We start from the raw sequence: 17,909 nt of genomic DNA, 5'->3' as shown, positions 1-17,909 counted from the left end.
CGAATCTCTGCAGTGGGCAACTGCTAGTCCGCTAGCCGTTTGATCGACACGTTTCGGAACTCTACCGGGTCGCTGTGTCCGGCGAAACCGAAGTAGCCGCTCATGCGGTTGATGCCGGGGTGGGGCGAGTCGGCCATGAATTCCTTGGCCTCGGCGAGGTCGGCGTCGAGGATCACGCTGCCGTTTAGTTCGACCTTCACGCGACTGCCATTGACGGTCACCTCTTGGAAATTCCACTCGCCCGTGGGGCGAAGGTAACCCTGCCGTGCGGCCGCGATGCCGTAAGCCGAGCCGTGCGTCTGACGGGGGTCGATGCTGGCGTACTTCGGGTGATCGGTATCGAGAACCTGCAGCTCGCACATCCCTTCGTAGGCGGTGTCGCCAGTGCCGGGCGACCGTATCGCCAAACCGTTGTTACCACCGGGGGGCAAACGGAACTCGACGCGAGCAACGAAGTTCTTAAGTTCGGGATCGGCGAGTAACAGCCCGCCATGCCCATCCTTGCAGCGAATGGCGCCGTCGACCACTTCGTAGCTGTCCGTGGCTCCGTGCCAGCCAGTGAGGTCTTTGCCGTTGAACAGCGGCTCGAAGGCTTGGGATTGGTAACCACTCAGCAATTCGTTGGCTTCGCTCGCCGCGATCTCACGGACGCCCAGATTGCGCCAACGGATCTCTCCGCCGTGCGTCTGTAACTGAATGGGCGCGCTGCGTACTAGCGGTGCCGCGCGGTCCCAGAAGTTCTCCATCGTGGCGTTGTCGACGACCAGTTGGTCGTTCAGCCACACCGTGGTTCGCGCGCCCACTTGGCGGATGCGAAGCTTGTTCCACTCGCCAAACGGGCGATCGGCGAGCACGAACGGATACTTGCCCCGGGCACCTTCGGTATTATTCCACAGCGCCCCGCTCCCTTGATCGGCACCAAGCTTGAACTTCTCGGGCTCGGTGAAATCCCAGATCTGCACTTGGGGTGTGCCTCGCAAGTAAACGCCACTGTCGGCGCGAGCGACCGTCTTGTACTCCAGCACTAGCTCCATGTCGCCATAGGGCTTGTCGGTGGTGAGGAACACGCCGTGACCATCGTTCACGAGTTCGCCACTCTCGACCGACCAATGCTCGCGGGCGTCAGCGTTCCACTCGGCGAGTTTCTTCTCGCGCTCGGCAGGATCCATCGCGGCAAGCGCCACGGGGTCCATCGTCGCTTCGCCGTGCCAGCCAGCGAGGTCGGTGCCATTGAACAATGGCTCAAAGCCCTCGGGCAGTTCGGCGGCACACGCGATGGAGCCGGCGATGAAGGCCAGAACAGTTAGAAGAGGAATATGCCAAGCTTGAGTCATGATGGAATCGCCTGAAATCGAAACTGAAAGGGCAGGGGAGAGCTACGAGTTTAGCCCAGGCAACGTCGCGGGTCATCAAGTGAAGAGCCGCAACCTACAGAGTTTTCCGCATCTCTTGGTGCGGGATCCCCACTTCGACGAACTGCTCGCCAACGGCGTGGTAGCCCAGTTTCTCGTAAAATCCAAGAGCTTCGAGCCGCGCGGCAAGCTCGACGGTCGCGATACCACGCTCCTGCAAGTCCCCTTCGACGGCTGTCAGCAACCTCCGTCCCAGCCCCTGGCCTTGGTACTCAGGGCCGACTGCCATCTGGCGAATCTTGGCGTGGGTTGGTGACTTCACGATGGCAATCGCACACGCCGCGAGCTGATCACCGACATACCAGCCGTAGTGCCACTGATCGCGTTCGGCTGACAAGTCCTCGACGAACAGATCGAGCCCCAGCGGCACGCGGAGCACACGATGGCGGAGCGCGAGCTCCGCTTGGTACTCGGGCGAATCGTGTTGGATTTGCCGAAAGCTCATTTGGTACTTAGCCCACAGTGACTACCGAGCCTAGATCGGCGATTGCCTCGCGAGTCGCCTGCTCAATTGCCTGCTGCCAATCAAGGCCTGCGAACTCCTTGCGAGCGTGGGCAAAGATAATGGCACGCGAACTGTTTACCACCGCGCCCAAACCCCTCGCATCAAACGCCGGAGCCACGTCGGCCGCGGTACCTCCCTGGCTGCCATAGCCCGGCACGAGGAACCACGTGTGTGGCATCCGGGCGCGGAGTTCGGCGAGTTGCTCGGGGTAGGTCGCACCTACCACGGCACCGGCAACCCCATAGCCCTGCTCGCCGGCCGACTCGCTCGAAATCCTCTCAACCAAGTCGCCCATCCGCGCGTAAATGGTGGAACCACCGGCTTCGATATCTTGCAAAAACTTCCCGCCAGGATTGGAGGTCTTCACCAGTACGAAGATCCCAGCGTCACGTGCCTTGGCGGTCGCCACGAACGGCTCCAAGCTGTCGTCCCCCAGGTAGGGACTCACCGTCAGGGCATCCCCCTGCCACGGCGACTTCTCGCCGAGCCAAGCGTCGGCGTAGCCTTCGGCGGTCGAGCCGATATCGCCCCGCTTGCCGTCGACGATCACCTGCAGCCCCCGCCGACGCGCATAGCCGACGATTTCGTTGAGGGCATGCATCCCCTGGAAACCGAGCTGCTCGTAGAAGGCCACCTGCGGTTTCACCGCCGGCACCAAGGGCGCAATCACGTCGAGAATGCCGCACGACCAGTGAAGGTAAGCGTTGGCTCGTTTGGCAATGCTCCCGCCCTGGGCGTGGAACTCACTTGGCAACGACTCCCAGCGGGGATCTAGCCCGACGACCAAAGGGGTTTTCGTGCGCTGGACGGCAGAAGCAAGGCGGTCAAAGAACATCGGCATGGGCGGGGCTCGGCAGGATGCACGGATTCGGCGAGGGGTACTGGCCCCGAAGTTTCGACCTTCGCTTCGGAAAATTCAACCCGGGCGACGTTTTCGCGCCGACGCAACGTTGTTGCTAAATCGACGACATCCTACGTTTTCCGGCCACGCTCGCCCAATCCTCTAAAAGCCCCTCGTGTCGTGTTTCCAGTCATAGATTTTCGAATTTATGGAATAAACAGATACGACAGCACAGCGCGCAGGTCGGTAGACTAGATGTTTATGGATACCATCCCGCCCCGCCAGCTTCCCCGTCTGGCCACACTGCTCTTCGCAGCAGTTCTGTCCTGCGTTGCGACGGCCAATGCCGATGAGATTCGGTTTGGTCGTGATGTCCTACCGATCCTGTCGGATCGCTGTTTTCATTGCCATGGACCGGACGAATCGCATCGCGAGGCGGACTTACGGCTCGACATCGAAGACGAGGCCAAGGCCGATCGCGGCGGGTACTCGGCGGTTGTGCCCGGCGATGCCAAAGCGAGCGCGATCCTCGAACGAATCACCACGGACGACCCCGACCTGTTGATGCCCCCCGCCGACTCGCACCGCAAGCCGCTGACGGCGCGTGAAGTGGCCATCCTGAAAGAATGGATCGCGTCCGGCGCGCCTTGGGGAAAGCATTGGGCATTCGAGAAACCCGAACGGCCTGCGATCGACGACACAGATGGCCACCCCATCGACATCCTGGTCCGCCGGCGGCTGGCGGCCGAGGGTTTAAAGCCGTCGCCCACCGCACCGCCGCATACGCTGGCACGCCGTGTGGCACTCGACCTGACGGGGCTTCCCCCTTCGCCGCTGCACGTCGCCGCGCTCCAGGCCGATGCATCGCCTGAAATGTACGGCAAGATCGTCGACGACTTGCTCGCCTCGCCCCACTACGGCGAGCGCATGGCGATGTGGTGGCTTGACGCTGCACGCTATTCGGACACCGATGGATTTCAGCAAGATGCAAACCGCAATAACTGGCCGTGGCGGGACTGGGTAGTCCGCGAGTTCAACGCCAACACTCCCTTCGACCAATTCACCATCGAACAACTCGCGGGCGACCTGCTACCCGACGCCACGCGCGACCAGCACCTAGCCACCTGTTTCCACCGCAACCATCAGACCAACGGCGAAGGGGGACGCGACCCTGAAGAGTCGCGCGTCGATTACGTTATCGATCGCGTCAACACCACCGGCACCGTTTGGCTGGGACTTACCCTTGGGTGCTGCCAGTGCCACTCGCACAAGTTCGATCCGATTTCGCAGAAAGAGTACTACCAAGTCTCGGCGTTCTTCAACAGCATCGACGAATCGGGAGAGGCAGGCAACAACGCTGGGCCCTACCTGAAATACCAATCTCCACTCGCTGACGCGGTGGTCGACAAGTCACTTAGACTCGTGGAACAGCGGCGTAAAGCCGAGCGGCTGGCTCGTGTAGAGGCCGAGCCCCATTTCGAGGCTTGGCTCGCCGACCAACTATTAACGCTTGATCCAGAATACCAGGGATGGTCGCCACTCGATGCCGAACTGATGTTCTCGAATGGCGGTGCGAAGCTGGAAAAACGCGACGACCACCACATCGTCGCCAGCGGTACTAATCCCGCTCAGGACGAGTACCACGTCCGCGCCAACTCCCCTTACTCCACGGTCACGGCGGTGCGACTTGAAGTGCTCCCCGATCCTGAGTTCGCAGGGGGTAAAATCGGGAGGGGTAAAAGTGGCGAGTTCGTGATCACCACGTTCAAGTTACAGGTAGGTAAGAAAGGTCAGTCGCAATTGCACGACGTGACGCTCGCCACGTCTACTGCCAGCAGCGAAGCCCCGCCCGAAAAGGGAAAGAACCGCAGCAAGAGTTACGGCCGGGCGTCCGACCTGTTGTACGACGATCCACGCAACGGCTGGGCCGTTCCCGATGATCAGCTCGAACAACCTCACGAAGTGGTGCTGACCCTCGCCGAGCCATTGCAACTGGAGGCGGACGACCAGCTCGTGGTCCTCATCTGGCATATTTCGGACGAACTGGGAGCCAACCTCAGCAGGTTCCGTTTGTCCGTGACCGACCAGCCTTCTCAGTTCGCACGCGTTCGCACCCCCATGCCACTGGAAGTGCTCGCGAAGTCGAATGCCACCTCGCCAACCGAGCTCCCCCCCGAGTTGATTACCGACCTCCGCGAGCAGTTCCTTGCCACGTACGAACCGTTTCAATTGGCGAAGCGTGCCGCAGATGCCGCGGACGCGGAGTATCGCAGTCTCAAGCCGCAGGCCGGCGAGGTGAACGTGATGGTGATGGCCGAGCGGAAGGAGCCACGCCCGACGTTCGTCCTCGAACGCGGCGAATGGACACAGCATGGCGAGCAGGTTTCGCCGGGCGTGCCAACCGCCGTGCTCGACTGGCCAGCCGAGCGGACCAAGACTCGGCTGGACCTTGCGCATTGGATACTCGACCGCGACAATCCTTTGACGGCTCGCGTCATTGCCAACCAGCTCTGGCAGCTTTGCTTCGGGGCAGGTCTCGTTCGCACGCCCGAGGACTTTGGTCTCCAAGGCGAGATTCCGCTGCATCCGGAATTGCTCGACTGGCTCGCGGTGGAGCTTATCGAGAGTGGATGGGACATCAAGCATGTTCTGCGACTCATCGTCACGAGTGAAACTTACCAGCAGTCGAGCGATTTCACGCCCGAGCTACTGGAGGTCGATCCCGAGAACAAACTGCTCGCGCGCGGTGCCCGGTTCCGCTTGCCAAGCTGGATGATTCGCGATGTGGCCTTGGCTTCAGGTGACCTGTTGGAATCGCAAATGGGGGGGCCCGCGAACTATCCCTACCAGCCCGCTGGCGTGTGGGAGGCGCTTTTTAAGGAGCGTTTCACCTACCGGCCCAGCCAGGGCGACCTGCAGTTCCGCCGAACGCTTTACGCCTTCTGGCGGCGGTCGTCGACACCGACTTATCTGTTCGACACCTCGCCACGACGGACCTGCGAGGTTCGTCCTCGACTCACCAACACACCGCTGCACGCGTTGTCGCTCTTGAACGACGAGAACCAACTTGAAGCCGCGCGGGCACTGGCCGTTAAGGCCATCGCCACGCACCAAGACCAAACGGCTCGCGTCGACTGGATGGTCCAGCGCGTCTTGGCGCGTTCGCCTTCAGACCTCGAACGTGAAGAACTTTCCAGCCGCGTGGACAGTTGGCTCGCGCGATACAGCGAGTCACCGGCCGAGGCGAAGTCGCTACTCGGATTTGGTCAGCCGGAACTTCGGCTCGAAGACCGAGTGGAAGAAACCGCCTCTTACACCGTACTCGCAAGCCTGTTGCTCAATCTGGACGAGGCGATTACCCATGAATAACAGTCCTGCCGCGGTCCATGAATCGGCCCGTCAACTTGCGCGACGTAGCTTCCTCGGCCAAACTGCCGGGCTGAGCCTCGGTGCGCTGTCGCTCGGACTGCTCGACAAGTTTGCGTCGGCCAGCACGAACCCCCAGCCTATTGGCCGGACCGACGTTCCGCACTTCGCCCCACGGGCGAAGAACGTCATCTTCCTAACGCAATCCGGAGGGCCATCGCAGATCGAGCTGTTCGATCACAAACCTAAGTTGCACGCCCTCGCCGGCACCGAGCTCCCCGACAGCGTCCGCCAGGGCCAGCGCGTCACCACGATGACTGCTAGTCAAAAGCAGTTGATCATGCCCTCGCGCACCAAGTTTGGTCAGTATGGCCAGAGCGGCGCGACGCTGGGCGAATGGCTGCCGTACCACCGCACGATCGTCGACGACGTTTGCTTCATCAAGTCGATGGTCACTGATCAGATTAATCATGCCCCGGCGATGACTAAGTTCCTCACCGGCAATCAACTCGTGGGTCGACCATCGATGGGGTCGTGGGCCAGCTACGGACTCGGCAGTGCCAATCGCAATCTACCCGACTTCGTGGTGCTCATCTCGAAGATGAATCGCCCTAGCGATCAACCTCTCTACGACTACTACTGGGGAAGTGGTTTCCTGCCATCGAAGTACCAGGGAGTCCAGCTCCGCTCCGAGCGCGAGCCAGTACTGTATTTAGAGGATCCGCAGGGCATGCCGCGCGAAGTGCGGCGCGAGATGCTCGACAGCCTTGCTTCGATGAATACGATGCGGCTCGAAGCCACGCGCGACCCCGAGATCGACACTCGTATCCGCCAGTACGAAATGGCGTGGCGGATGCAGTCGAGTGTTCCCGAACTGGCCGACCTCGGTAGCGAGCCCGAGAGTACGTTCGAACTCTACGGCGCCGACTCGCGCCGCCCCGGCAGCTACGCGGCGAATTGCATCCTCGCGCGGCGGATGATCGAGCGAGGCGTTCGCTTCGTGCAATTGTTCCACCCCGACTGGGACCACCATACGCAGCTGAGCAGTTGGTGCGTTGGGCGTTGTCGCGACACCGATCAAGCGAGCGCCGCGCTGGTGACCGATCTCAAGCAGCGAGGCCTCTTGGACGACACGCTCGTTATTTGGGGTGGAGAGTTTGGTCGTGGAGTGGCGGGGCAGGGGGACTGGACGACGCTCGACGCAGGTCGCGATCACCATCCCCGGTGCTTCACCCTGTGGATGGCCGGCGGCGGCGTGAAACCCGGCATGACATTTGGTCAGACCGACGACTTCAGTTTCAACGTCGTCGAAAACCCAGTACATGTGCGGGATCTTCACGCGACGGTGTTACATCTGCTGGGCATCGACCACGAGCGATTCACTTACCGCTTCCAAGGTCTCGACCAAAAACTCACGGGCGTGGAGCCCTCGCGCGTGGTGAACGAAATCCTGGCTTAGCGACGTTCGAAGCAGGGATCCGTCAACCCGCAAAGATCGAGTGAGCGCAATGCGCGGCGCGATGTGATAGGTTGGTGGGAAGTTGGCCTGCAACTTTCCACCACCGACCGGTTTGCCATGCTATCAATCGCGCGATGCATCGTTCTTGGGCTTACCCTGTTCGCCTTCGTTCCGCACGCTGGCGCGGAGCAACTGCCCAACATCATTTTCATCCTCGCCGATGATTTGGGGTACGGTGATCTAAGTTGCTTTGGCCAGAAGCACTTCGAAACGCCCCATCTCGACAAGATGGCCCGCGACGGAATGAGGCTCACGCAACACTACTCGGGATGCACCGTATGCGCCCCTTCACGCGCCTGTCTGATGACGGGCAATCACACGGGGCACGTGCATCAGCGGTTCAATGGCGACGTGCAATTCCGCGAGGATCCACACGACCTCACCGTCGCCACACTGCTTCAGCGGGCTGGCTATCATACGGCGATGATTGGCAAGAGTGGCCTATCCTGCCGAAGTGACGATGGCGCGCTACCCAATCGTAAAGGCTTCGACCACTTTTTCGGCTACATCGGCCACGGCGAGGCCCATCGCTACTACCCGAAGCAGCTCTTCAAGAATGGCGAGACGGTGCGCTACGCCGGCAACCGCGGCAAGGAAGGGAACGAGTACAGCGGCGATCTGTTCCTCACTGATGCACTCACTTACCTAGATACTCACGCGGGCAGCCCGTTCTTCCTGCACCTGTCGTTGCAGCAACCGCACGCCGACCTGCAAGTCCCGCCGGAGTGGCGTGATCGCTTTATCGGCAAGTTCGACGAAACACCTGCGAAGGGAGGCAACTATCGCAGCGAATCGCATCCCAAAGCAACGTTCGCAGGCATGGTGACCTACCTCGACGACACCGTCGGACAGATCCGCGCCAAGCTCAATGAGCTCGGCATCGCAGGTAACACACTGGTGATCTTCAGTAGCGACAACGGCCCGATGTCCGAAGGGGGTTGGGATAAGAACTACTTCCAAAGCGGGGGGCCGCTACGTGGTGGCAAGCGGGACATGTACGAGGGGGGCATTCGTGTTCCTACGATCGCCTGCTGGCCCGGAAACGTCGAGGCGGGTAGCGAGTCGAATCACATCTCGGCGTTCTGGGATTTCCTTCCCACCGCCTGCGAAGCCGCGGGCATAGCAGCACCCGAATCGATCGATGGCATTAGCTACCTGCCCGCGCTGCTCGGCAAGCCGAACCAGCGGAGGCACGAGTACTTGTACTGGGAATTCTACGAGCAAGGCGGAAAGCAGGCCGTTCGGTGGGGCGACTGGAAGGGCATCCGGCTCAACGTCAGCGACAATCGCAACGGACCCATCGAACTTTACGATCTCTCGACCGATCTCGCCGAGGAACACAACGTCGCTAGCAAGCATTCTGATGTGGTCGCTCAGATCGCGAGGTTCATGAACGACGCCCACGTCGAATCGGAGATCATATCGTTCGACAGACCGCGGAAATAGTTGCTTTTACACAGCGGCCTGCCAGTTCTCCCTGCGGCTTTCGTCGAATGGTTCGCGGGCTAGCAGCATCGCTTCGCCTTGACGCAATGGGCCGCATCCCGTACTAACCGCGGGCTCTTCCTTTTCTCTTCGGCGTTTCTTTTCTCAGCTGCGTCTCCCGTGCAGAGTCTCCCGTATGGCCACGTTGATACCCATCGACATCATTCTGCGGTCGCAAGTGATCGACCACATGGTCGCTGCACTCAAGGCGACGAAGGCCGAAGAGCATCCGTTTCCTCATTTCCTCACCATCGGATTTTTCCCTGATGCCGTGTACGACGATCTGCAAGAGTGCCTGCCCGAGGTTTACGAGTACCATCCGTTTGCCTACGAAAAGCACTCCAACGACACCGGTGAGAGCAATCGTCGGCGGTTCCAGTTAGTCAACAAGAAACTCGACACGCTGCCTGACATGAAGCGGCGATTCTGGTACACCGTGCGAAGCTGTCTTGGCAGCACCGCTGTAAAAGAAGCCGTGTTCGAGAAGCTGCGACATGGTCTCGCCTACCGTTATGGAAGCGACGCGACACGCTCTCGAGATCTTCCCGGCTTCGCGCTACCCGAGTTGTTCCACGAGACCCAAGGCTATCGCATCGCGCCCCATCCCGACACGCGCAAGAAGGTGGTGACCATGCAAATCGCGCTACCCGAAGACGAGTCGTGCCGCGACATGGGGACCGAGTTCTATCGCCGTACCCTTCGGCCCGACGCGTGGGTCCGCGAGCCCAAGGGATTCGACATCGTGAAGACGATGCCATTCCTGCCAAACACGGCCTACGCCTTCGTGGTGCTCAATACCATTCGGCTGAAGAGTTGGCACGGACGTTCGACGCTTGCCGGGCAGGCAGGGGTGCGGAATTCGCTGCTCAACATTTGGTACCAGCAGGCCGCGCATGGCAACACCGAAGTGCTTGCCGAAAACCAGTGGCTGGAGCAGCAAAGGCTGGCAGCCTAGGCGATGATATCGTCCACCACATGGCCGGCAACATCGGTCAGGCGGAAGTCGCGGCCCTGGTAACGATAGGTCAGCCGTTTGTGGTTGATGCCCAGTTGATGCATCATCGTCGCGTGCAGGTCGTGCACGTGCACCACATTCTCTTCGGCGTTGTAACCGAGTTCGTCGGTGTTGCCATAGCTGATGCCCGGCTTGATGCCACCACCGGCGAGGAACATGCTGAAGCCCTTGATGTGATGGTCGCGTCCTAGAGCCAAGTCGGCTCCCTTGCTCTGCGACATCGGGGTGCGACCAAACTCGCCACCCCACACGATCAGCGTGTCGTCCAGCATGCCGCGGGACTTCAGATCGTTGATTAGCGCCGCGGTCGCTTGATCGCTGGTCTTGGTGCTGATCGTCATCCAGTCGATCAATCGATCGTGGTGATCCCAGTCGCGATGATACAGGTGGATGAATCGCACGCCGCGCTCCGCCAGTCGGCGGGCGAGTAGGCAGTTGTAAGCAAACGAACCGTCGGCACCCTTCACGCCGTAGCTATCGAGCACGTGCTGAGGCTCGTTCGAAATGTCCGTGAGCTCGGGCACGCTCATCTGCATGCGATAGGCCAACTCGTACTGTGAGATACGTGTGGTAATCTCGGGGTTGTGCACCAAGTCGTTCTGCATGCGATCAAGCTGGCCAATCGTGTTCACCACGTCAAGTTGCCGCGAGCTAGTGATGCCGGGGGGATTCGAGGCGTAGTGCACGGGGTCGCCGGTCGAATTGAACACCACGCCTTGGTACTTGCTCGGCAAGAAACCGCTGTGCCATTGACGCGAAGCGATTGGCTGAGGATTGCGGCCCGCGCGGCTCATCATCACCACGAAGCCTGGTAGGTCGTCGCACTCGCTGCCGAGTCCGTAGTTGACCCACGCCCCCATGCTCGGCCGACCCGAGATCTGGGTACCCGTATTCATGAACGTGTGCGCGGGGTCGTGATTAATCTGTTCGGTCTTCATCGAGCGGACGATGCAGATGTCGTCCGCGATGCTACTGATGTGCGGCAGGAAGTCGCTGATCATCTGCCCGCTCTTGCCATGCTTGGCGAACTTGGCGCGTGGGCCCCAGCAAAGAAGTTCCTTGCCTTGGAGCTGGGCGAGTGGCTGGCCCGCGGTAAACGATGCCGGCATCGGCTTTCGATCCATCGCAGCGAGCTTCGGCTTGTAGTCGAAGAGCTCCAGGTGCGAAGGGCCACCCGCCATGCATAGGAAGATCACTCGCTTGGCCTTCGCTGCGTAGTGCAGCGGATTCACCACGCCTTGCCCAACCGCTGGTGCCGCTGCGGACGTTGCCGCGGCGTCGCGAGCCAGCAGTTCGCCCAGTGCTAGCGATCCAATGCCAAGCGAAGAGGTCTTGAGGAACGTCCGGCGGGTGTTCAGTGAATTGGCGAGCGACATGGCGAATGCTGTCAGGCGGGGTGTACGGGGGGATTCGAAGCAGCCTTGATTATAGCGAAACGCCCCCCATCCCAGTAAACATTGTTGCCCGAAGAATCGCCAAATTCCTGATAACTGGAATGCCGATAATGAAGAGGGAGGTTTGCCGGGCGGAAAGTCCGTCCGTAGAATACCGAAAAATGCGCAGAATCTATTGCCACTTGCCGAACTTTCGATGCCTCGCCGGCTGCGTCTGTACGAATCCGGCGTGAGCGCCGGACGTTGCGCTTGGGGAGCGATGCCACGATGGAGAGTGGCGGCTCCAGTTTTCCGACCTCTCATATCCAGGCACGCGACTGCTTGGAACTCTTGCCTTCCGAAGGACCGTAACCATGGCGACTGACTTTCGCCTGAAAGACCAACTGCCGAACGTCACCAAGCGATTGGTCGACACCTACGATAAGCTCGGCTCGATCAACCACCTCGGCCACTGCCCGCTGCCGAACTACGACGAGGTGATTGGCGTGATCGACGACCTCGACGAAATCCTCTTTCCAGGATTCCGTCGTCGCGAAGGTCTCCACCGGGGCAACGTTGAGTTTTACGTCGGCGATCTCGTCGATCGTTTGCACGACCGCCTCACCCGTCAAATTGGCCGCGCCCTTCGGCACGAGGCAGGTGCCAGCGACGATTGCACGGAGGAAGAGGATTTCGAAGCGCTCGGCCAGGCCAAGACGCTGTTGTTCCTCGACCGGCTGCCCGAACTACGCGCCACGCTGGCGACCGACGTCAAAGCGACGTTCGATGGCGACCCCGCGTGCAAGAGCCCGCACGAAGTGATTTTCTGCTATCCGGGCCTCGAAGCGATCACCGTCTATCGACTCGCCCACTTGCTGTATGAGCTCGACATTCCGTTCATTCCGCGAATGATGAGCGAATGGGCCCACGGGCGGACCGGCATCGACATTCATCCCGGTGCCACCATTGGTAACTACTTCTTCATCGACCATGGCACTGGCGTCGTAATCGGCGAAACGTGCCACATTGGCGAGCACGTGAAGGTCTACCAAGGCGTGACGCTCGGCGCGCTCAGTTTCGCGATGGACGGCGACGGCAATTTGGTTCGCGGTCACAAGCGGCACCCAACGATCGAAGATAACGTGGTGATTTACGCCAACGCAACGATCCTTGGTGGCGACACCGTCATCGGGCACGACTCGGTGATTGGCTCGAGCGTGTGGATCACCAAGAGCGTCGCCCCGCGAACTACTGTGGTCCTCGAAAAACCCCAGCTCCGCATGCGGGCCGAAGTCTAATCGCGTCCGCATAGTGGCAAGCTTGCCCGTACAGACCGGCTGTTGTAGCGGGTTGCCGAACCACTTGTTACACTGAGCCCCATGTTATTGGGGCCAGTGTTTCAAACCGAGATGGTCACCAGCGCACGGCGGGGGCGATACTTCCTGCTGCGCGTGCTGTTCGCCACAGCGCTGCTCATTTGCTTGTGGGGTTCCTACGAGGGCACTAGCGCCTGGAACGCCACGAGTGGTGGTCAGCTCTCTATCCGCCAAGCGTCCCAGCTTGCCGCCGGATTCTTCCAGGCGTTTGCGTGGCTTACGATGATTGCCGCGATGGTGGTCACCCCGGCGATCGCCGCCGGAGCGATTGCCACGGAGCGTGAACGGCGAACCATTGAATACCTGTTCGCCACCGACCTGTCGAACGCGGAGATCGTGCTTTCCAAGCTCGCTGGCAAACTGTTGCTGGTGGGTAAGCTCCTGCTCGTTGCCCTACCCGTGCTCGCCATCTTTCGTTTGATGGGCGGCATCCCAGGCAACGTGCTGGTGATGTACTTTCTTGGCCTCGCAAGCACGGTAACGCTGCTCACCGTCGGCGCGGTTTGCATTTCCGTCTGGACCCCTCGCGCCCGCGACGCCATCATTCGCGTCTACTTGGTCGAGGCGCTCGTCTTCCTCATGCCGTTCATTTGCGGCATGTGGTTCTTCGCCGGACTTGGGACGGGCATGTCAGGATGGGTCTCGCAGGTACTCGGTTACCTGATGGCCGCCTTCATGGCCATCAACCCGCTGCAAATGATGGCGGCTCAAATCGCCGGGGGTATCGCCGCCCCCAACGCTACGATGGCCGTGTGGCAAATGGTAGGCTATCAGTCGGCATTGTCACTCACCCTCGCCACCCTCTCCGTCGTGGCAGTTCGGCGAGTTCACCTACGTGCCCTCAGCGGTGGCGACAAAGTGCGAAGTCGTTGGAGCTGGCAGATGCCGCAGTTCCGCGCGCCACTCGGCGAGCACCCAATGCTGTGGAAGGAACTCTTCGCCCGAACCGCCACCACCAAGCTCGGCGTTCTCGGCCGCATCTCGATCCTCGTGCTCGTCACGTCGATGATTGGTCTCGCCCTCTACGCCTACTTCAACATTGTTACCATGTCGACCGGGTCGGGATGGGCTGACCCCGCCGAGATGTTCCTGCAGTTCACCGCCACCGGCACCGCCATGTGGGGCTCGGGCGTGCTACTGATCATGGGAGTTCGTGCTGCGGGGCTCATTGCGTTCGAAAAGGAACGCGACTGCTGGCTATCGCTCATCTCCACGCCACTCACCGGCTACGAGATCATCCTCGCCAAGGTCGCGGGCAACTTCTACGCGTTCCGCTGGATGCTCGCACCGCTCGCATTCGTGTGGGCGTTGCAGGTTTCGCTCATGCCGCAGTTCCTGATTTCTATTCCCCTCTACATTGTCGCGCTCGGCGTCACCGGGCTCTTCGCCACCACCGTAGGCCTCGCCTACTCGTTGAGAATGAGCACCTCGCTCAAGGCCATCGGCGCGACGATTGGCACGCTGTTCTTCGTCTGCGGTGGCTACTTGCTGTGCTGCTGCGTACCGATGTTTGCTTCGGGTGGCGATGAAGAGCTGGTCAAGATCGCAATGGTCGGGTTTGTTCCCTTCCATCTGTTCGTTCCTGGAATCATGCTGATTGAAGATGCCATATCGGGTGAAGAGTGGATCTTCATCGACTTCTTCCTGGGCATGCTAGGCTACGGTACTGCTTCGTTCGTGCTGCTTGGTACCCTCGTCACCCGCTTCGACGAGTTCGCCGGCCGCTCGGGCCTCAGCGATCGCACGCCCGTGGCCTACCGCGCCACCGACACCGGCGCGCCCCCCGATCCGTTCAGCCCTCCCGTCAAGTCGCCCAACTGAGCCAAACCAGCTACGCCCAACAGGCTCACTGACCAGCCACCGCTCGCTCGTCCGGCAGCGGCAACAAATGGGGCGCCATCCGCGACAACTTCACCCGCCCAATCCCACCGACCTCCAGCAGATCTTTCTGAGTCCGATAAGGTCCTCGCTCTTCGCGAACCTCGACGATCCGCCGCGCGAGAATTTCTCCCACATCCGGAAGCTGGGCCAGCTCGGGCCACCCCGCCGTGTTTACATCGACCAAGAACTGGTACTCCACCGCCGGCTTGCGGTCGATGTCCACGAGCTTCCCTGACATTCCCCCGGCGACGACCCACCACACCAAGCCAATCGCCAGCAACACGGCCATCGCCGCGGCGATGGTCGATTGCTCTCTCGGGCGAAGAAACGGCGGAAGCATGGGAGACTGCTCGCGGTCAACACAAAGCCATAGAATAAATGCCTCGAACTCCCTTTCTCCATGGATGCCATTGTGTCTAGCCAATTCCAGCAAGTCGACTGGTCGCCCGCCATTGAAGACGCCGCACGTTCGCTCATTCGCCTCGCCATCGTCGAGGATCTGGGCACCGCGGGCGACTGGACCACTCAGTCCTTGGTTCCAACGGGTGCCCCCGGCAGCGTGGCGGTGGTAGCGCGCAAGCCCGGCGTCGTGGCGGGGCTGATGGTCGTGCCCTTGGTGCTCGCCGAGTTCGGTGCCAAGGTCGAGTGTGAGTTCCAAGCCGAGGACGGGCAAACGATCCAGCGAGGCCAAACGCTTGCCGTCTTCACCGGTTCCGCCGCCGACATCCTTTCCACCGAGCGAATCGTGCTGAATTTTCTCGGCCGACTCTCGGGCATTGCGACCCTGACCAGGGAGTACGTCCGGCGTGTCGCGGGCACGGAAGCACAGGTCTACGACACGCGCAAAACTACGCCGGGCTGGCGGATGCTCGAGAAATACGCAGTGCGATGCGGAGGCGGCTTCAATCACCGTTTGGGTCTCGACCGCGCCGTGATGATCAAGGACAACCACGTCGCCCTCGCCCAACAGGAGGGAATGACGCTGCCGATGGCCGTCGAGCGAGTTCGGCACAACCTCGCCGAGCAACGGGCCACGGTCGAAGCGATCGAAGTCGAAGTCGACAACTTGCAGCAATTCGAAGCCGTGCTCCGAGCCAAGCCCGACATCGTGCTCCTCGACAACATGACGGGCGCCCAACTACGCGAAGCGGTCCGCCTGCGAAACGCGGAGATGCCGGATTTGGTTTTAGAGGCATCCGGCGGCGTGAACCTCGATACCATCGCTGCAATCGCTGCTACCGGCGTCGATCGCATCAGCGTGGGGGCGCTAACCCACTCCGCAGTGGTGCTCGACATCGGGCTTGATTGGCAATAACAACGACCGAAAATACCCGGTTTCTGGCCGATTTGACTCGGTTATGCAGCAACCTACCTTTGCCCTGAGTGGTGGACTCTGGGGAGGGGCTGCCGCTCATGGGCGCGGCGGGTCCTAGCCAGAGCTAGAGGGGACCCCGCCGCGTTCTTTTTTTACACGTAACCCTGGCGTCGAAGGCCGGCGATCGGGGCGTAAACCTGTCCAATCGATATTCTCGAAATTATCGGGAAAGTTCGTTGACACTTGTGTAAACCCCGTCTATTCTAGGTAGAAGTGGGCTGGAAATAGTTTCGGCCCGGGACGTTTTCTCACAAGTGCTATAGGGAGCTGTGCTCATGAATGTCGAAAAAGCGGCGGTACGGTGGCTCTGCCACTTCGCTCGCTTGACATTCAAAAGCTGCGGCTCCCAGCTCTCGCGTAGCACTCCTGGCGGTTCTATCTAACCGCTAGGTACGCCGTGCTCGATGCTGGATAAGCCGGTCCGTGCGTAACTGCGCCATTCCTGGCGCGGAACTTGCGCGACCGAGCTCCCCTCCGTAGCTTTTGACGCAATCCCGATCATGCTCGCACGACACGGAGGTGTCCGCCACCGCTGCGCTTCGGCGCTCAGTTAGGGGTGGGTTGTGCCCGCAGAATCCGATTGCGACGTCAATGCGTGTGTTTGATGGCAGCGTTGCGCTCTCACGTTTTCACTCTAGTGTCTACGTCCGCGCTCACCGACTCTCCCAGCCGCTTTCATGGCACTGACTTCCTGGCGTTCGAACGTTTCGTCGCTGACGACTCCTTCGAATTCACGCTAGGCAGCAGTTGTTCGTCCGCTTTGGTTAGTGCTGCGCCTCGGCGTGCGCGCTCACCGGTGGACCGGTTGTCGTAATCACTGCTAGCGCCCGTCCTACGGACGAGGCGATGCCACCATTGAACTGAGGGAAACTCCTATGAAAACAGCACGCCATTGCGCGCGCTTCGCAAGCGGCCTGATGCTTGCCCTTTGCACAACATTGTTTGTCACCACACCACAAGCTTCGGCTGCCCTGGGGGACGTTGGATTCGAGATTAAGCTCACAGAGAGCGAAATGGTGCTCGAACACCCCGGCGACATGCAGTACAAGATGTTCGCCATGTGGGATTCGCCCTACCAGCGAATCGCCGCACGCAGCATGCCATGGATCGAAGTGAAGAACGACGTAGGTTCCACCGGCAACCTGACGCAGTTCAGCATGACCATTGGCGATACCAACTACAATTTTTCGAATAGCTACATGGGCCAGTACGCCACGATGAGCAATTCGACTCCGAACGCCAGCTTCTCGTCGGTGGTTTCCACAGGCAACGTGCTGACGCTCACTTTCGCCAACGGTGGTCTCGCACCGGGTCAGATTGCCCGCTTCGGCATTGATATCGACCCGGATGCCAATGTGCCGGGTCTGTTTCCGCATCCCGACTTCCGGTTGGTGCTGTTCGACATGAATAACTTGGACGGCAATGGCGATAGTGACAATTCAATCATGACCGCGACGTTCACCGATCCGAACAACCCGGCGATGACCGCCCTGGCCGAGACCCAACTCCCCGACTACACCGTCACCGGTCCGCAATCGCAGTACTTCAATCAATTCGTCCGGCCTTATGGTGTGATGGAAGGGATTGACGTCTTCACAGGCGGAGGTGGCAACACGCCCATTCCCGAACCCAGTTCGTGGGCACTCGTTGGTCTAGGGCTCGCTGGCGTCGCAGCAGTGCGATGGCGGCGGCGTTAACAAGTCCTGTTTTCCACCGTGAACGCTGCAAGCTTCCATCGAGTGCCCCGGGCGTACTACGCTC

At 60.5% G+C, this 17,909-nt stretch carries 13 protein-coding genes; 8 read left to right on the top strand and 5 right to left on the bottom strand.

Going from position 1 to position 17,909, the window contains the following annotated elements; all coding sequences use genetic code 11:
* Positions 1-23: 23 nt before the first annotated feature.
* The 3 genes from SH292x_RS08565 to pyrF all read right to left on the bottom strand — a co-directional run bounded on the left by SH292x_RS08565 (position 24) and on the right by pyrF (position 2,758).
* Complete coding sequence (locus SH292x_RS08565; RefSeq protein ID WP_442485180.1) at positions 24-1,334, bottom strand: 3-keto-disaccharide hydrolase; 1,311 nt, start codon at positions 1,332-1,334, stop codon at positions 24-26.
* A gap of 94 nt (positions 1,335-1,428) precedes the next feature.
* Complete coding sequence (locus SH292x_RS08560) at positions 1,429-1,857, bottom strand: GNAT family N-acetyltransferase (protein ID WP_442485179.1); 429 nt, start codon at positions 1,855-1,857, stop codon at positions 1,429-1,431.
* Positions 1,858-1,864: 7 nt separating this feature from the next.
* On the bottom strand, positions 1,865-2,758 hold the full coding sequence (pyrF, locus tag SH292x_RS08555; protein WP_442485178.1) for an orotidine-5'-phosphate decarboxylase: 894 nt from the start codon (positions 2,756-2,758) through the stop codon (positions 1,865-1,867).
* A 255-nt stretch (positions 2,759-3,013) separates the two neighbouring features.
* On the opposite strand from pyrF, the gene SH292x_RS08550 reads away from it, so the two are divergent.
* The 4 genes from SH292x_RS08550 (at position 3,014) to SH292x_RS08535 (ending at position 10,083) form a co-directional block, all read left to right on the top strand.
* On the top strand, positions 3,014-6,127 hold the full coding sequence (locus SH292x_RS08550; protein WP_442485177.1) for a PSD1 and planctomycete cytochrome C domain-containing protein: 3,114 nt from the start codon (positions 3,014-3,016) through the stop codon (positions 6,125-6,127).
* Positions 6,120-7,583, top strand: a complete 1,464-nt coding sequence (locus SH292x_RS08545) for a DUF1501 domain-containing protein (RefSeq protein WP_442485176.1) — start codon at positions 6,120-6,122, stop codon at positions 7,581-7,583. Before SH292x_RS08550 ends, SH292x_RS08545 begins: the two co-directional genes overlap by 8 nt.
* A 117-nt stretch (positions 7,584-7,700) precedes the next feature.
* Entirely contained in the window at positions 7,701-9,089 is a 1,389-nt protein-coding gene (locus SH292x_RS08540) for an arylsulfatase (protein WP_442485175.1), read from the top strand.
* A 175-nt stretch (positions 9,090-9,264) separates the two neighbouring features.
* Positions 9,265-10,083: a hypothetical protein gene (locus SH292x_RS08535; RefSeq protein WP_442485174.1), complete on the top strand. Its 819-nt coding sequence runs from the start codon at positions 9,265-9,267 to the stop codon at positions 10,081-10,083.
* Here SH292x_RS08535 and SH292x_RS08530 read toward each other — a convergent pair.
* A complete protein-coding gene (locus SH292x_RS08530; protein ID WP_442485173.1) occupies positions 10,080-11,519 on the bottom strand; it encodes a DUF1501 domain-containing protein in 1,440 nt (479 codons plus the stop codon). The genes SH292x_RS08535 and SH292x_RS08530 overlap by 4 nt on opposite strands.
* A gap of 371 nt (positions 11,520-11,890) precedes the next feature.
* Between SH292x_RS08530 and epsC the strand changes: the two genes are divergently transcribed.
* Positions 11,891-12,814, top strand: a complete 924-nt coding sequence (gene epsC / locus SH292x_RS08525) for a serine O-acetyltransferase EpsC (RefSeq protein WP_442485172.1) — start codon at positions 11,891-11,893, stop codon at positions 12,812-12,814.
* 81 nt (positions 12,815-12,895) lie between these two features.
* The gene (locus tag SH292x_RS08520) at positions 12,896-14,713 is read left to right on the top strand and encodes an ABC transporter permease (protein WP_442485171.1); all 1,818 of its coding nucleotides are present in this window, start codon (positions 12,896-12,898) and stop codon (positions 14,711-14,713) included.
* Positions 14,714-14,738: 25 nt separating this feature from the next.
* Here SH292x_RS08520 and SH292x_RS08515 read toward each other — a convergent pair whose 3' ends face one another.
* Positions 14,739-15,113, bottom strand: a complete 375-nt coding sequence (locus tag SH292x_RS08515) for a helix-hairpin-helix domain-containing protein (protein ID WP_442485170.1) — start codon at positions 15,111-15,113, stop codon at positions 14,739-14,741.
* A 72-nt stretch (positions 15,114-15,185) separates the two neighbouring features.
* Between SH292x_RS08515 and nadC the strand changes: the two genes are divergently transcribed.
* Together nadC and SH292x_RS08505 are read left to right on the top strand one after the other, a co-directional pair.
* Complete coding sequence (gene nadC, locus SH292x_RS08510) at positions 15,186-16,088, top strand: carboxylating nicotinate-nucleotide diphosphorylase (RefSeq protein ID WP_442485169.1); 903 nt, start codon at positions 15,186-15,188, stop codon at positions 16,086-16,088.
* Between the two features lie 935 nt (positions 16,089-17,023).
* On the top strand, positions 17,024-17,845 hold the full coding sequence (locus SH292x_RS08505) for a PEP-CTERM sorting domain-containing protein (RefSeq protein ID WP_442485168.1): 822 nt from the start codon (positions 17,024-17,026) through the stop codon (positions 17,843-17,845).
* Positions 17,846-17,909: the final 64 nt, after the last annotated feature.

Origin of the sequence: Aeoliella fuhlenseeensis (assembly GCF_052161615.1) — a bacterium.
Lineage (GTDB): Bacteria > Planctomycetota > Planctomycetia > Pirellulales > Lacipirellulaceae > Aeoliella.
The sequence above is the reverse complement of the archived record's forward strand: the minus strand, read 5'-3'. Positions and strand labels throughout refer to the sequence as shown.

What these genes read in the sequence shown, in the direction of transcription:
- SH292x_RS08550 (WP_442485177.1), top strand. Translation starts at nt 3,014, where the DNA reads ATGTTTATGGATACCATCCCGCCCCGCCAGCTTCCCCGTCTGGCCACA.
- SH292x_RS08520 (WP_442485171.1), top strand. Translation starts at nt 12,896, where the DNA reads ATGTTATTGGGGCCAGTGTTTCAAACCGAGATGGTCACCAGCGCACGG.
- SH292x_RS08535 (WP_442485174.1), top strand. Translation starts at nt 9,265, where the DNA reads ATGGCCACGTTGATACCCATCGACATCATTCTGCGGTCGCAAGTGATC.
- epsC (WP_442485172.1), top strand. Translation starts at nt 11,891, where the DNA reads ATGGCGACTGACTTTCGCCTGAAAGACCAACTGCCGAACGTCACCAAG.
- pyrF (WP_442485178.1), bottom strand. Translation starts at nt 2,758, where the DNA reads ATGCCGATGTTCTTTGACCGCCTTGCTTCTGCCGTCCAGCGCACGAAA.
- SH292x_RS08505 (WP_442485168.1), top strand. Translation starts at nt 17,024, where the DNA reads ATGAAAACAGCACGCCATTGCGCGCGCTTCGCAAGCGGCCTGATGCTT.
- SH292x_RS08530 (WP_442485173.1), bottom strand. Translation starts at nt 11,519, where the DNA reads ATGTCGCTCGCCAATTCACTGAACACCCGCCGGACGTTCCTCAAGACC.
- SH292x_RS08545 (WP_442485176.1), top strand. Translation starts at nt 6,120, where the DNA reads ATGAATAACAGTCCTGCCGCGGTCCATGAATCGGCCCGTCAACTTGCG.
- SH292x_RS08560 (WP_442485179.1), bottom strand. Translation starts at nt 1,857, where the DNA reads ATGAGCTTTCGGCAAATCCAACACGATTCGCCCGAGTACCAAGCGGAG.
- SH292x_RS08565 (WP_442485180.1), bottom strand. Translation starts at nt 1,334, where the DNA reads ATGACTCAAGCTTGGCATATTCCTCTTCTAACTGTTCTGGCCTTCATC.
- SH292x_RS08515 (WP_442485170.1), bottom strand. Translation starts at nt 15,113, where the DNA reads ATGCTTCCGCCGTTTCTTCGCCCGAGAGAGCAATCGACCATCGCCGCG.
- SH292x_RS08540 (WP_442485175.1), top strand. Translation starts at nt 7,701, where the DNA reads ATGCTATCAATCGCGCGATGCATCGTTCTTGGGCTTACCCTGTTCGCC.